The following is a 16429-nucleotide window of genomic DNA, read 5'->3' on the forward strand; positions in this document are numbered from 1 at the left end:
GTATATTAACCAGTTTGAATTTAAATCTATGAAAATGTTTAAAAACAAAAGGCATGGGTCTGACCCATCCGATTATTTAGCGATTATGAGGCGATTCCTGGTCAAATCAACCATCAGAATAATGGTGCTTCTGGTCATGCAGAGTATTTCTTTTAGCTTTGCGCAGCAAGTAAGTATCAGTAAATCAAATGCATCGTTGAAGACAATTCTAAAGGATATTAAAAAACAGACCAATTTTGATTTTCTGCTGACGAGCAGCCAACTGAAAAAAGCAAAACCTGTTGACTTGCGTGTTGAAAACATGGCCTTAGACGCTGTACTTCATAAAATTTTCGCCGACCAGCCATTGTCCTACAGTATTAGCAACAAGATGATTTTGATCAAAGAAAAGAAAGTGAAAGCCGATAAGAATAAAGAGTCGATCAAACCAAGTTCTACACAACAGTTGGTTTCGGGCCGACTTTTAGACCAAAATAGAAAGCCCTTAGTGGGTGCGACCGTCAAGTTTAAAAATATAAAAACCACTGTATTTACCGATAAAAGTGGAAATTTTACAATACAATACAACAATGATCAAGCTCTTATTCAATTTAGTTATGTGGGGTATGCGACTAAAGAGCTGACCATTGTAGAAATCATATCTAACCCGACCGTCAGATTGACTTATGACAGCAATACGCTTAATGAGGTAAACATAAATAGAAGGCGTGTTGTTGGTACAAAAGTAGATTTGAAGCACAGGAAACATCAAAGCCTTGCACAGGTGCTCGAGGGTGGGGTTGCTGGTATTTCTGTGCGAAGCGGAAGGTCAACTACCTCTAGCTCCATGTTGTCTACCTCCTCTGGGACGATTAGCATAGCTGAAAGTTACGAAGGATTTCGGCGTTCTAATCCCACTCAAATTACGTTATACCCTACGTTAGCAGACTATGAGCGTGCCTGGAAGAATGGTGTTATAAAACTGCAAGTTGTTAATACGAAGGAAAATCTTAATTTGAAAACTAAAACCTCGACGAGCAACTTAGGAGTAGTACTGGAACAGCGTGGTGCGGGTAGTTTTGCAGGCCAGACCAATGGGATGCTCCTCGTTATTGATGGATTTGTACAGGATGAGGTCGATCCCAATATGCCGTTGAACAATGTCGAATCACTGGAAATAATCCGCGATCCTGTGGAATGTCTTAAATGGGGTCCAAAAGCAAGTGCAGGTGTGATCTTAATCAAGACAAATATTGCCCAAGCCGGAAAGATTCAAATCAGCTATAATTCAAATTTTTACTTTTCAAAACCGCCAGATTTGAGCAGGGAAAAACTTCGACAGGCTTCATCCGCAGATTTATTGGACTATTATAGAGAAGTGTACGATAAAGGGCTAGCTACTTATGTAAATAATAGTACTTCTGGTGCAAGCTTTATGCCCTTGCAGCTTAATCTGGCAGAACGTCTCTTGTTCAAACTCAAGTCCAATGCATTGACAGCGGATCAATTTAATTACAAATGGGATTCTCTGGGGAATATATCCAATACTGACCAGCTCCGTTTATTACAGCGAAATTCGTTCAATCAAAACCATGCTTTAGCTATATCTGGAGGGATAAAAAATAATTTGTTCAGTCTCAATACCACGTATGGACGTGAACAGTCTCTGACGCCCGGAGCATTCAATGAGCGATACGGAATAAATCTCAAAAACAGTTTGTCTTTTTTTGAAGACAAGTTAAAGGTTGATCTGATCACTACGTTCCAAAATTCCCGAAGTCGGATCGTAGATGGGAATTCAGGTCAGAATATGGAGCCTTATCAACTTCTTTTGGGGCCGGCGGGTGAGTATCTTTATGACTATACGAGCTTCGATCCGGACCGTAATGCAATACTGATGCAGTCAGGTTTTTTGGACAACGGTGTCAATTTGCTCGAAGATTTGAGAAATAGCAAGAATACAAGTAAATCACAAAATATCAATACAAATTTGAATATTGGATGGCAAATCTCCCCACATTTGAAGTGGTTGAATTCAATCTCCTATGTTCGAGGTACCAATCGCGGAGAAAATTGGCAGGGGGCTGCATCCAGCGCTGTGAGACAGCTGTTGAACAACTATACTAGCCCCGTCTATGATCCGGCAAATCGTACAAATATTGATGGAATTCAAATGTATGTACCTCCCGGTGATTTACTAACCCAGTCCCGCGGTAGCAACAGCAGCTTCAACACACGTTCAGGATTATTGTATAACAAGGTGTTTGGAACTGCTCATATTCTACGCGGAAGCGTAGACGCTGGAGTGACAAGCGGCAGAACTAACAATTACCCGGCTTCTACTATATATGGCTATGATCCAATTCGGGGCACGGGGCTTCCGATTTTGGGACAGCTTGCACAGTCATCTCCATCTGCACTGAATTACCTTGGCGGTGTGATCTATACCAACAAATTATTGGTATCGGCTTTACCCTCCATTGGCTATAATCGGAATCTCACTCTGAATGGGAAGTTAGACTATAGCTATTTGAACAGGTATACGCTAAACGCCAACTTTTCCCGCCTCTTTGCGCCGAGTTACGGCGAAAACCCGCCCTATACTGAAACTGGTGTCAGCGCTCTTTTGGCCACCTGGACCATGAGCAATGAGGCTTTTTTTAAAGCTCAAAATTGGCTGAGTGACTTAAAGCTATATTTCGGAGCTGCACACACACAAATTCCTAAATTGCGGGCAGATCAGGTGCTTGCTAGCCGTTCGGTGCAACCAATATGGAACAATGCAGCCATTACGATAGCAAATTTTAATAATAAGACCCAACTAAATGGACAGGCGAACAAAGAGTTTAAGGTCGGTATGGAGGCCGGTTTTTTAAACAATAATTTGTTGCTGAACCTTTCTTTAAGTCACCACAGTACAACGGGGAATTTCCAATGGAATGGCCGGATTGATTACAAAATAGCTGAGGAGCCTTGGTTTGATTCAGACTTGATCAGTTCTCTTAATCTATCTCTTATTCAGCAGGATATCAACCCTTTTCAAGGTCTAAGTGTGGTGCTGGAAGCCAATTCACTTTCTGATGGAGGTTTTGCTATACCTCTGACGCTGCAAAACAATGGTCTATTGCCACCAGAAATACGGAATAAAGAAGTCGGTGTCCAATTGGGGATCCTTGAGGATAGACATACGCTTAATCTACGGTACTATAATAAAAGAGTGGCTGGGCTCTCCAACGGTGATCTTCCGACGGATCCAGCAACAGGTTTGACCGGGCAGATCGTGTATAGCGAAATACAAAATAAAGGGCTTGAAATAACCTTGACAACGACGATTATTAAAAATGATAATTTCAATTGGAATATTAATTTGAACGGAGCTTACAATGTTAATAAAGCTATTGATGTACCTAAAACCCAATTTTCGCTTGCAGAAAGCTTTTTTAATGCTAGCCGTAATGGATACAGTACCGACAACTTGTGGAGCCTCAAATGGGCGGGGTTAGATACAAAGGGAGATCCGCAAGTATATAATAAAGATATGGTAAAAATTTCCAGTGAAGAATTAGGCCGTGTTGAAAGTGCAGACGAATTAAATCTCGTGTATTTAGGTCGGATCGCCGCGCCGTGGACCGGAGGGTTGATCCAGCAATGGAACTACAAGAATTTTTTTGCCAGTGCTCGACTTGTATTTAATATGGGGCATGTCATGCGGACATACAAGCCATTAATGAACTCGGATATCGACCAAAGTATTGCTATCCGCGACCGCTGGCGCAAACCTGGTGATGAGGTATTAACTGATATTGCAGCTATTGCCAAAGATAACCCTATCCGCGAGCTGATGATACGGAATTCAGATAATGGCATTGTATCCGCAGATCACATCCGTTTTTCCGAAATTCAATTGGGTTACGATTTACCATCAAATCTTTTTGGTGGTAAATACATTAAAAATATCAGCATATCTGGACAGGTTCGGAATCTAGGTGTTTGGGCTTTCAAAAACGGTAATCTAGATCCGCAAATTGTAAGCAATTATGGACTTGTCGGACCTGCATTACCACGCGAATATAGTTTAAGCGTCCAGGTCGATTTTTAAATGTTAATAAAAAAAGTATATTATGAAACACATACTTAAATACCTATTTATATTTTTTGCACTATTTCTTTTAGTAGGATGCAAAAAATTTCTGAATGTCCGCGTAGATAATAATACGATCAATCCCCGTACGGTTACCGATTTTGAGGAAATGCTGAATGGCAGTACAATCGCGGAACCGAACTTTCTCCTTGCCGATTTCGTGAGCGATGATATCCAGCTTTCAGATTTGGTGCTTAGCAACGGTAGTGAGGGCTCGTATTTTGTGAAAGCCTATCTGTGGGATGATGCTGTGTGGGCAGCGACAGAAGATGATTATATGTACAATGAGACGTATAAAAGAATTTTGCAGATGAATATCATTTTGGACAACATCATGCAGGCGGATAGCGGTAGTGCCGAACGTAAAGAAATCGTCGCAGCACAAGCCAAGATCAACAGGGCTTATTGTTATTATCAGCTGGTCAACCTCTATGGGGCTGACTATCAAAACACCAATGCGGCTAAGGAACTTGCAGTGCCACTGGTATTGCATCCGGATGCATCAGAATTACCGCATAGAAACACAGTGCAAGAAGTCTATGATCAAGTCCTGGTGGATTTGAACGATGCCGTAAGCACCGGTTCACTTCCGGATTTTGGTGTTGACGTGATCCATCCGGGCAAAGCTGCGGCACAGGCACTCTTGGCCAGAACTTACCTGAATATGGACGATTACGACAAAGCACTCGCATCTGCAGAGCTTGTTTTAAAAATTAAGAATACCCTATTGGATTATCGAAGGTTTGATTTTGTCACGAGCGACAATCCGCAGGGAGGCATTAGTAATAAACCTTTTACACTGCGAGATCAGCAATCAAATCCTGAAATTCTGCTCGCAAGAGTGTGTATTGACCTCCCTTTTTATAATAAATTTTTGGAAACATTTTACATCAGTCGAGATGTAGAGGAGCTATATGGCACAAAAGACCTCAGGTTTGTCTATAATTTTAAACCACGAAGAGACACGATCCCACCTTCGTATTTATATTATAGTAATGATGAAAGACAAAGCATGCAATTCAATTATAGCATAGGAGTACCCGAAATGATGTTGATCAAGGCGGAATGCCTGGCCAGAAAAGGTGAGGGAACAGCTGCTATTCAGCTCTTGGATCAGTTGCGACAATATAGATTTGCCGATGTCGATTATAGCAAACTTGAGGGGAGCAGCACCGATGCCTTGACCTTGGTACTGAAGGAAAGGCAGCGGGAACTTTATATGCGTGGAGGGATGCGTCTTTTCGATCTGAAAAGATTGAATAATGAACCCAAATACAAAAGAGATCTGGAAAGAAAATCGTTGAAAGATAGTCTTATCACAACCCTCGAAGCCGGATCCCCAAGGTATTTGATTCCTTTCGCACCAAAGAATATTGCTAATAATCCATTAATTATTCAAAATGAGAGATAATTTGAAACTGATGCGCTTTAGTTTACTGTTCGCAATCGCTGCATGTTCCTTGTGCTTGTCATGTAAAAAGGATGAGGTAACGAGTACGGACCCCTATGATGAGATTAAAAGAGAGCTCAGTGCATACACGGTTATACCACTCAATGGAACAGATACCTTACTTGGAGCGCTTGATATCGTGTTAGAATCCAAGTTAAAAGGTGCTTTTTTTCCACTACTGAAAGAACCGCATGCTACTGATCTGGAAATCACTGCGAAAATAGGAGATGCTGAATTGCTGAAGGCATATAATGTGCTTTATCATGCAATGATGCCCGATATTCCCGAAGGGATGTTTAAAATCTCTGGAAATGGCAAATTTATTATTAAAGCTGGAGAAATGCAATCTACAGATTCCATTACCATTGAAATGGATAGTATTGCAGTGATACCCGAAGAGGGAATACATAACTATATTGTCCCTGTGGTCATGGAATGCAGATCCGATCACACGTTACTTAAAAGTAAACTCATGTATATCCAGTATCGCGTTTCTGTATCCAATAAGGCGGTATGGTTATACGGCACTGAGAACATAGAAATGCACGTAGCGCTGTTTGATCAAGATTTGAATACCAATTTTTTTGTCAAGGCATTAATGTCTCCTGAAATTTCTAAACCACTACAAGTAGATGTTAATGAAAGTAGCGAGGAAGACATTGACGCTTACAACAAAGAGCATGGTACAGACTACCAGCCCTTTCCTACAGGATCCTATAATGTCTTTTATGCTAACAAACGTCCTGTCATCTTTATCCAAGCGGATACAAGTCGTTCAAAAGACGATATTCGGTTTAAGTTAACCAATTTATCTCTATTTGATCCGTATAAAGATTACATGATTTATTACAAGATTGCCAAAGAGAAAATGGGAGATCCTTCCAAAAATGCAGTGTTTTTTACTAAGCCCCGCCAACAGGTAGATCCAGCACGCGAGATTGATCGTAAAAACTGGACGGTGACGGGCAAAACAAGGGACAAAAGTGCTACTTATGCTGTAACAAATGTAATAGATGGTAATCGGGAAACAATGTGGGTGTCTAACGTGGATGCAACGCCTACGAAAACGCTCACCCTGGATATGGGCCATACGCATAAGGTAGGTTCTTTCTTAACGGTCATCAAAAGCGGCTTCGAATACCTTCAAATGGAAATCTATTCTAGCCCCAATGGGATTGACTGGAACCTGGCAACCGTATATAATAGCTTGCCAGCATCTCAACGTGCCTCAGCGACGAACTTTGAGACACGATCCATTGCATTTGAACAACCCGTAGAAGCGCGATATTTTCAATTCAGAGTTTCAGGTGGAGGTTTTGGAATATCAGAGCTTTATGCATCGGAATAATAAAAAACAATCGTTAAACGGATTTTTTAATTTTTAATTATTTATAAAAGTATGAAATACTTAATTTTTTTAGTGATGCTCTTTCCCTTAATGGTAGGAGCACAAGAGCAGGGAACACGTTTTGAACACGGTTTAAGCTGGGAAGAGGTCAAAAATAAGGCCAAGAAGGAAAATAAATATCTCTTTGTTGATTGCTTTACAACCTGGTGTGGGCCATGTAAGTATATGGCTAGGGATGTATTTCCGCAAGAAAAAGTTGGTAATTTTTTCAATAAGCATTTTGTTAATGTTAAAGTCCAGTTTGACAAAAAGAAAGATGACAGTGAAGAAGTTAAGCAATGGTATGCTGACGCTGAAAAGATAGCCAAAGAATTTAACGTTAAGGCGTACCCTACCTTTTTGATTATTGCACCTGATGGACAGTTGGTTCATCGCATTGTTGGCGGAATAAATGCGGATGCATTTATTCCTATGGTTGAAAAAGCACTAAATCCAGAAACACAATATTACAAGCTGTTGAAAAAGTATGAGGCAGGGACGGCATCTCCAGAGATGTTAAGAGAGCTGATACCGATGTCTGTTCAGGCTTATGAAAGCGATAAGACCGAAAAAATGGTTTCAGCCTACCTCGATAAGATCGAAAATCCATATACAAAAGAAACCCTTGATCTTATTGCTGAGTATTCCGGAAACGTGAAGAGTAGAGGTTTCCAATTAATTTTGGCGAATCAATCCAAGACTGACGCTGTATGGGGGGAAGGTAAATCCGAAATTTTTCTGAGGAATGCTATCCTTAGGGATGAATTAACTCCGCTCGTCGCATCAGGCAGTAAAAATCCTGATTCTTTAATTGCGGTTGTGACTACCCGCTATCCCACTATAAATCTCAAAAAGACAACAGATTTTTGGGCAGTTCAATTTTATCAGAAAAATAGAATCTGGGATAAATTTAAACCGGCTGTGCTAAGTTATATGAAAGAAAATGGTTCAGAACTTGAACTGGATATAATCAACGGTTTTGCGGCATCGATGTGTGAATGTAGTGATAATCCTACTGAGTTAGCTTCGGCATTGGCTTGGTCTAAAAGATGTGTAGTTGAAGGTCCGGAAGAGAAAATTATTTATAGGATGATTTATCCACGGTTACTATATAAAGTAGGAAATAAAGAGGAGGCCATAGCTGCGCAACAAAAATTAATAGAGATCGATTCTGGTGAAAAATCAAAAGCCTTTCATCTGGCTGTACTGGAGCAAATGAAAAAAGGAGAAAAAAATCTAAAATAGAGCTGAGACCATTGGCGTAGGTTGATTGTGAGTTATTCATGGCACTAACCATTAGTGTGCTCTCGTTTTTTTAATTTTATAGGGGACATTTGATCTATTCAAACGTTTATTATAGTAAGTTCAAACCTTTTAAGGAGAAATTATAAGAATTAAATACATGAAAGCATGAAAAAAATAACAATGTTTATTACGGCAATGATATTTATGATAGCAATTGGAGTTGCCCAAATTCACGCACCAGTGAAATGGACTGTGGCTAGCAAAAAGTTGAATAACAAAGAAGCCATGGTATTTATAAAAGCGACGATACAAAAAGGCTGGCATATCTATTCACAGGATATAAAAGACGGTGGTCCTATTCCTACTTCATTCAATTTTTCGAAAGCTGGGGATTATACAGTGGTCGGCAAAACTGCCGAACCAAAACCAAAAGTTAAACACGAAGAAGTGTTTAAAATGGATGTCGGATATTTTACCGATGAGGTGATTTTCCAACAAAAGATATCCTTAAATAAAGGAAGCGCTACAGTTAAAGGTAATGTGGAGTGGCAGGCCTGTGATGCATCTCAGTGTTTGCCACCAGAAGAATATACATTTGCTGTAACTATTAAGTAGTACTAACTTTTTCTGTAATTTTATAACAGGGTATATTCTCTTTAAATAGTTGTGTGATAGATTGGAACGCATTTGGTCAATTTGGCCAATGCGTTTTTTTACTTCGTTTTTGCTATCATTTAAATAACATCGGGACAATTTTCTATCGCGATCGTTTATTATATAGTAATGACTTGGCAAACATTTGATCATTATTTTAGTAAGCGGTAAATAGCTTACTATTAAATATCATTTACAAATTAACAAAAAAGCCTGCTGTCTAAAAGATCGCTTAATGTATTTACTGAGTATTTGTTTATAGACAAGTATCAATTATTTAGTAACGTTGCTGCGAACATTTACGTTCCTACGATTTTTTATCATCAATATAGGAGTTATAAATTAGATTTATTAAATAAATATTATAATTAAAAATGCTGAATAATGTTATAAAAATCGCAATCGTAGATGATAGTAAACTAATAGTTGATATGTTTAAGCGATTTTTTAAAGAAGAAGAAAATATGTGTATTGTAGGTTCTTTCGGTAACGGCGAGGATCTATTGTATTTTTTAGAGCATAATCATGTTGATCTCATTCTTTTAGATGTATCGTTGCCAGATACTAATGGAATAGATTTATGTCTAAAAGTTAAACAAAGATACCCGAATATATGTGTTATTGGACAAAGCAGTCATTCGGAACCTCTTATCATCAATAATATGCTACAGAGTGGCGCAAGTTGCTATTGGATAAAAGGCTCACCGATCGCTGGACTTTTTGAATATATTGATGAAGCTTTAGCCAGAAAATAATGGTAAATCTGTTCATACAGTGCATCTTTGTGTAAGCGAAAATATACGATGATCAGCACAATTTTAAGTTTCTGAAAAATTAAAAAAACTTAAAATAGTGCTGATCAGATCGGTCGATGCTACATTATACATTATAGTATTAAATTTCTACGTTCCTATAGTTTGCAATCTCTAAAGCAATTAAAAAATCAAAAGGCATTTAGTCAATTTAATCATCAAAGAAAATGTGTAGCTCGATTATATCGGGTGAAATCATTTGCTAATGGGGCAGTTTAAATTATTCAAAGTCTTGTTTTGTATCATAAGTTTGTAGCATCAATAACATGCAAATAGTCATATGCTTAATTTTTCAAAGCCTCTAATATCGGAGTTTTGACACTTCGCAGTTCTGTTTGAATCTGATCGTTTTGTTGTTCAAAGATGACAATTTCGTTATTTCCTTTTTTAAGCCAGCAACCTGGCAGGTAAAGTGTCTGCTGTGGACCTACGTTCCAATAACGACCAAGGTTGATGCCATTGACAAATACAATTCCTTTACCCCAATTGGTCATGTCTAAAAATGTATCACCAGTCTTCTCTAAGGTAAATGATCCCTGATAAATTAATGGTACTCCTTCTTTTTTATTATTGGTAAAATCAGTCAATACAGGACTCTTATCCATAGGCAAATTATACATTTCCCAGTCGCCTGTGATTTCAAGATCATTAATGGTAAGATTGCTAATAATTCCTTTCTTGTTATTTAGAATTTCAGGACCATAATTTATTCTGCCCATATTTTCGACCACTATTTTCAATACAGCATTAAACGGAATATCAATATTTATCGAAAAAGTTTTATTATACCGATTCAATTCGCCGATTTTCTTGTCGTCAATGTAAACTATGGCATAGTCCCGAAGTCCTTTAATTTCAAGTTTACCGGAAACAGGCTGCTTAAAATTTCGACTATATAGCACATATCCATATCCCTGATTAAGATCTTCAAAAGAAAGCGGTTCATCATTTGATATTGAAGTCATTTTTTCTGTTATATCAAAAAGGTTTACCGCCTTTGTTAATTTTATGGATGGTATTTCTATTACCGGCAAGGCATGAGGTGGTTCTGGGACTGCATATTTCACATATTCTTTCAATTTATTACGGATTGCGGTATATTTGGGTGTAATCCAACCAGGTTCGTTAATAGGAGAATCATAATCATAGCTAGTAATATCTGGTTGGATGGGATGATCATTGTTATAATTGGCACCACTGGTAAATCCAAAATTCGTTCCACCATGAGCCATGTAAAAATTAAATGAAACCGTATCTTTCAGGTATTTATCAAGCTGTTTTACAAAGCCCTCTGTAGCAATTTTTTCAAACTTTTCAGACCAATGATCAATCCAGCCAGGGTAAAATTCTGCAGCCATATATGGACCTATTCCATTATGGTGTTCATTTACCGCTTTTTTTAAATTTGCGACATTGCTTTCTCCATTGGCAGCGGGGAGAGCCCCGTCTATTTTGCCTGCTTCAAATAATCCGCTTCCATCGGAAGTGTACAATGGGACATTTACACCTGCATTTATAAGCAAATGTTTTATAGCCGAAGTATAAGCTCTATGCTCCGAGAGCGGAATATCTTTTTGTTGCATAGCATAAGAGCCGTATTCATTTTCGGCCTGCACCATGATGATAGGACCTCCGTTTGTAATTTGTAAATGTTTTACCTGCTCCAGTACTTTATCTATATAAATTTTGCATGCATCCAAAAAAAGTTTGTTATTACCCCTGATGGTTAATCCTTCGGTTTTTTGCAACCACCATGGATAACCACCAAACTCCCACTCGCCACACACATATGGACCAGGACGAAGAATAACCATAAGACCTTCCTCACCAGCAATTTTGATGTACTCGGCAAGATCTCGATTTCCTGATTTAAAATCCCATACACCGGGAGCAGTTTCGTGATAATTCCAAAATACATAAGTAGCTACCGTATTTAGTCCCATTGCTTTGATCATTTTCAATCGGTGCCGCCAGTAAGGTTTTGGTATACGTGAATAGTGCATTTCTCCCGAGTGGATTTGAACAGGTTTACCATCATAAATAAAAGATCCGTTCTTAATTTCAAAGCTATGTTTGGCTTGCGCAAATAGCGTTTCCTGGGTTAAAAAAAGTAAAAAAAATAAGAAAATGAAAAGTTTCTTCATATTAAAAAATTTGTATTTTTTATTCTATTCTTTGAATGTTTAGAAAATAATAGACGATTATAATCCTCGATTGTCCCGCGAAACATGAAAATAAATAACAGTTAGTTTTTACGGTATAGTTTACTTGTAAAAGTGTCAGCTTCTACTTAAAAGTACATGTGTGCTTTATCATATAAGCAATATTTCATAAATTTTTTCTGAAAGTTGTAACTAATTATTGCGAAGATTCTGGCGCGCGTTCTTTTTTAAAGAACACTGGGTAACCGAAAGATTAGCCAATTTATTGATTATCTCATTTTAAAATAATCTTACAATTATTCCAACTTTTTGAGAATCTTGAAAAGACCTTGGAACAAATATTTAATAAATAGGAGACGATCTAAAAAAGACCTAGTATAATTGAAACAAATTAAAATTTAGATACGGCATTAGATTCCCTAGAAAAGGACCAGAAATCATCAGAGATTTGGTCCTTTTTATGTTATTTTAGGTATATACAGCAAGCACTTACCTTTAGTTCTACTATGCCTAGCTAGGGTTGTTATTTTTTCAAATCGTTTTTCCTTGAGAAAATTTAATTTGTTTTATCGGGACAAAAAGGACTTTTAAACGTCTTTAAGAGAAAGTAGTGTGATACAATTAAAATGGATAATTTTAATTGAAATGTCGGATGAGGGGAGATTCTTTCAAAATGCGGAAAATAGAAGCTATCTTCTTTTAAAGAAGTCATCTTTAAACCATATTGAACATATATGTTATTATAAAGAATTTTTTTAAAAGAGCATTATTAAATTTTAGTTTTTTATAAAAAATCATTTGATGAAAAAATATTTAAGCGAAAAACAGATTATAAAAAATCTACAACAAGGTAAAGCTATCGAGCAGTGGATAGGCATTACGCAATGCGATGGGTATGTAGTCATTAAGTGGCTAAGAATTCAAAAGGAAAAATATCAAAATTTTTCTGTCATGTACTTTGAAGCTTATGATGATAGAAATGAGGATAATGCGGACATTTATAAGCTTAGGTTATTAAATCTTGAAGAACCTTTTGGTGTGATAGAAACATTTGCTTTGATTAATACAGCGATCCTGTATGCAACTTTGGCATACGATGCATCTGATCTTAAATATGTCTGCGCAGGAGACATTCAAGAGAATTACGAAGATTATTTAGCTACATAATTCAAAAGAATCTCATATAAACTTGAATTCAATTGTAAAGTTAAAGAAAACTCATATGTATCATAATTTATCTGTATTGAGCTGGAAAATAAATAATTATATTTTTAAAAAGTGAAAATTTTAATGCGAGGCTTTTGCTTATGTCTATTCTTTGTCATATGCAATAAAGCGTTTGCGCAACAAGTAAAATTACCTATACCTGATGGACCTGTACCATCGGAACGGCAGATCCAATGGCATGAATTAGAAATGTATGGCTTTGTTCATTTTACCATGAATACGTTTACTGGTAAGGAGTGGGGGGTATGCTGATGAAGACCCCATATTATTTAACCCCCAACAGTCTGATGCAAATCAAATTGTAAGACTTTCAAATCTGCGATTTAGGATTCGTTCCTTTGCGCATAGTATCACTGTCAGTAGTTTACACCAAGTAAAATCGTCCACGTAAATGGAGTGTTTATACTTTATTGTGCGAATACTTTGGTGAAAAGCGGGACATTTTGTTAGTCTAGCCGTCTATTGTTGTGGTTGATATTACTTATAGTTAAGTGAAGAAGTCACAGAAAATCAGGTTCTAGTGGTTTTTTTTTAAAAATTAAGGGACATTTCTATGTCCCAGATGTCTTCCTAATAATGGGTAAAAAAAGAGGTGTAGGTAGCCAATTTTAATATAAAATAAAAACTGCATAGGGAGACGCTTCACCGATTTTTCCAAAAAGACGTAAATAATTTACAACAATTAAACTAAAATAATCCTATATGATACGGAACATTTTTTTGATAGGCTTGCTAATGCTAGTTGTGATGACAAGTGGATTCAAACAAACTTTTAACCCGGAAGAAGAATTGCCAATACTTAAGCCTACAGGAAAACAAGAAGTAATTGCTTCAAAAATTGCTGGAATCTTCGAAAATAATAGTTACAAGAAGGTCAGTATGTCAGACTCATTATCAGCAATTGTTTTCGATAATCTAGTTAAAGATATGGATGAAGGACATAATTACCTACTTCAATCGGATGTTGAAGATTTTAAGCGTTACCAATATCACATGGCACAAAATTTCGAAAATGGTAATCTTTCTGCACCATTTTATATGTTTAATAAATATAGAAGGCGATTTATAGAGGCCATGCAATATGCTTTGAAACAGATTGACGTTAAACATGATTATACAATTGATGAAAGTTATACTGCCGATCGGAAAGAATTAGCTTATTTTAAGGACGATGCTGCTATGAAAGAGCAATGCCGTAAACGTGTGAAATACGATTTGTTAAATCTACTGTTGACAGATGGGAACGGTGCTGATGACAAAAGAAAGCATCTTGATTTATTGCATGAAAGATATAAAAGTATTATTTCACGTACTGTAAGTCTAGATGAAAACGACGTTTTTCAGATGAGTATGAAAGCCTTTACAGATGCTGTAGATCCTCATACGTCCTATTTTACGCCGAACCTTGCTCAGGCATTTAATGATAATATGGCGAATACGTTTGAAGGAATTGGTGCCAGTTTACAAATGGAAAATGAAATGCTTACTGTAAAAGATATTCTTGTTGGAGGTCCTGCCTTTAGAGATAAAATGCTTCAAATTAACGATCGCATTATCGGTGTAGCACAGGGAGAAGGTGAAATGGAAGACATTGTGGGCTGGCATATCAATGCAGCTATAACGAAAATCAAAGGACCGAGAGGAACCTCAGTGAAGTTAAAGGTTGTTCCTGCCGGAGAAGAAATGACAGCACGCGCTAAATTTATTGTGTTAAAACGTGATAAAATTATCGTAGCTGAAGAATCGGCAAAGAAAGAAATAAAGCATGTGAAAGACAAATCTGGCCGCGATTTTAAAATTGGTTTAATTACATTACCAAAATTTTATTTTGATGCTCAGGCGTTCAGTAGTGGCAATCCGGAATATAAAAGTACGACACGTGATGTACGTCTTATTTTAGATACCTTACGAGAAGAAAAAGTAGATGCTGTTGTAATGGATCTGCGCAATAACGGAGGGGGATCTTTAAGAGAAGTGATTGAACTTTCTGGACTATTTATTGATAAAGGACCTGTTGTACAGATTCGTAACGAGAAAGATCAAGTTGAAGTTTCTAATGATAACACAGCAGGTGTAGCATGGGATGGTCCCGTCGGCGTACTGATTAATGGTTTTTCGGCATCAGCATCAGAAATATTTGCAGGCGTTATTCAAGATTATGGAAGAGGAGTGATCATGGGTTCACCATCTTATGGTAAGGGTACTGTTCAATCGGTAATCGATATGTCGCGTTTACTAAGTGCAGAACAACAATCAAAATTGAATGGAGACAGTACTGAAAAAAAACAGACCCCTTCTAATGGCGTACTAAAATACGGTCAGATCAGTATGACTACAGCTAAATTTTATCGTGTAACTGGAGAGAGTACACAACACAAAGGAATAATACCTGACATTATTTTTCCAACCCAGTATCCACAGGAGAAATTTGGTGAAAGCTCAATGCCTTCTGCATTGCCTTGGGATCAGATTAAGCCCTGTACCTTCGTCAGATCTGCCAATCTAACTAAACTCAATCAAACCTTAAATAAAAAGCATCAAACCCGGATCGGAAGATCTGAAGAATATACTTACTTGCTTCAGAGTATTGAAGAATTTAAGAAACTATACAAGCCCCAGCAGATCAGTCTTAATCGTGTAAAATTGCAGAAAGAACGTGATAAAACGGAAGAGAAGAACAGAAATCAGATGAATAGCATTTTAAAGATGCGCGGATTATCTGTCTTAAAAAAAGGTGATGTGCAGCCTAAAACAACGTTTGATTTTATACTCGATGAGAGTTTAAATATTATGACAGACCTGATAAGATATAAACAAGCGAGTTAGTAAAGTTATTGTTGAACCAAAGCCTAAAGTAAAACATGCAGATGTGTTCAAAATGGATGTAGGATATTTTACTGATGAGGTAATTTTTCAACAAAAGTGAGTTTGAAAAATGGAACGGCTACTGTTAAAGGTACCGTGGATCGGCAAGCGTGCGATGCTACCCAAGGTCTACCTCCGAATCAATACAATTTTTCACTAAAATAAAAAAGGTGATTCACCTTTTTTATTTTAGTGAAAAATTTTAGGTATAAATTATTAGACCAACTGAAACAAATACCAATTCTTCAATTGTACAGTGGCTTCACTGTGTAATAAAAACAAAAATTAGTAAAATGAGAAAAACAGTTTTATTTACAGGTTCTTCCCCGGGATTTGGTATAGGAAACTGCAACACTATTTCAGCAACAGGAACTAGTTGTCGCCACCACATAAAGGATGGAACTTCGAAAATTGCTATACACCCGGTGGAGATCCTGTACAACGCATTGAGAATATAATTTATTGTAAGGGTTGATCTATTGTAATAGATTCCTCTATATTATTCGG

9 protein-coding genes are annotated in these 16429 nt (G+C 37.3%); 8 read left to right on the top strand and 1 reads right to left on the bottom strand.

The window, feature by feature from the left end:
- Positions 1-34 precede the first annotated feature (34 nt).
- From EDF66_RS06345 to EDF66_RS06370, 6 genes are all read left to right on the top strand, one after another.
- Complete coding sequence (locus EDF66_RS06345) at positions 35-4078, top strand: SusC/RagA family TonB-linked outer membrane protein (RefSeq protein ID WP_165902387.1); 4044 nt, start codon at positions 35-37, stop codon at positions 4076-4078.
- 22 nt (positions 4079-4100) lie between these two features.
- Entirely contained in the window at positions 4101-5531 is a 1431-nt protein-coding gene (locus tag EDF66_RS06350; protein WP_132841379.1) for a RagB/SusD family nutrient uptake outer membrane protein, read from the top strand.
- A complete protein-coding gene (locus EDF66_RS06355; protein ID WP_132841381.1) occupies positions 5521-6918 on the top strand; it encodes a BT_3987 domain-containing protein in 1398 nt (465 codons plus the stop codon). Before EDF66_RS06350 ends, EDF66_RS06355 begins: the two co-directional genes overlap by 11 nt.
- Before the next feature lie 51 nt (positions 6919-6969).
- Positions 6970-8202 carry a thioredoxin family protein gene (locus tag EDF66_RS06360; protein ID WP_132841383.1) on the top strand — a complete coding sequence of 411 codons (1233 nt, stop codon included), beginning with the start codon at positions 6970-6972 and terminating at the stop codon, positions 8200-8202.
- A 165-nt stretch (positions 8203-8367) separates the two neighbouring features.
- Positions 8368-8817 carry a protein-disulfide reductase DsbD N-terminal domain-containing protein gene (locus EDF66_RS06365; protein WP_132841385.1) on the top strand — a complete coding sequence of 150 codons (450 nt, stop codon included), beginning with the start codon at positions 8368-8370 and terminating at the stop codon, positions 8815-8817.
- 413 nt (positions 8818-9230) lie between these two features.
- Positions 9231-9611, top strand: a complete 381-nt coding sequence (locus tag EDF66_RS06370; protein ID WP_132841387.1) for a response regulator transcription factor — start codon at positions 9231-9233, stop codon at positions 9609-9611.
- A gap of 341 nt (positions 9612-9952) precedes the next feature.
- Here EDF66_RS06370 and EDF66_RS06375 read toward each other — a convergent pair whose 3' ends face one another.
- Positions 9953-11812 carry a beta-galactosidase gene (locus EDF66_RS06375; RefSeq protein WP_132841388.1) on the bottom strand — a complete coding sequence of 620 codons (1860 nt, stop codon included), beginning with the start codon at positions 11810-11812 and terminating at the stop codon, positions 9953-9955.
- Positions 11813-12631: 819 nt separating this feature from the next.
- On the opposite strand from EDF66_RS06375, the gene EDF66_RS06380 reads away from it, so the two are divergent.
- Together EDF66_RS06380 and EDF66_RS06385 are read left to right on the top strand one after the other, a co-directional pair.
- The gene (locus EDF66_RS06380; RefSeq protein WP_132841390.1) at positions 12632-12997 is read left to right on the top strand and encodes a hypothetical protein; all 366 of its coding nucleotides are present in this window, start codon (positions 12632-12634) and stop codon (positions 12995-12997) included.
- A gap of 762 nt (positions 12998-13759) precedes the next feature.
- Entirely contained in the window at positions 13760-15883 is a 2124-nt protein-coding gene (locus EDF66_RS06385; protein WP_132841391.1) for a carboxy terminal-processing peptidase, read from the top strand.
- Positions 15884-16429 lie beyond the last annotated feature (546 nt).

The sequence above is a fragment of the Sphingobacterium sp. JUb20 genome (genome assembly GCF_004342035.1).
GTDB lineage: Bacteria > Bacteroidota > Bacteroidia > Sphingobacteriales > Sphingobacteriaceae > Sphingobacterium > Sphingobacterium anhuiense.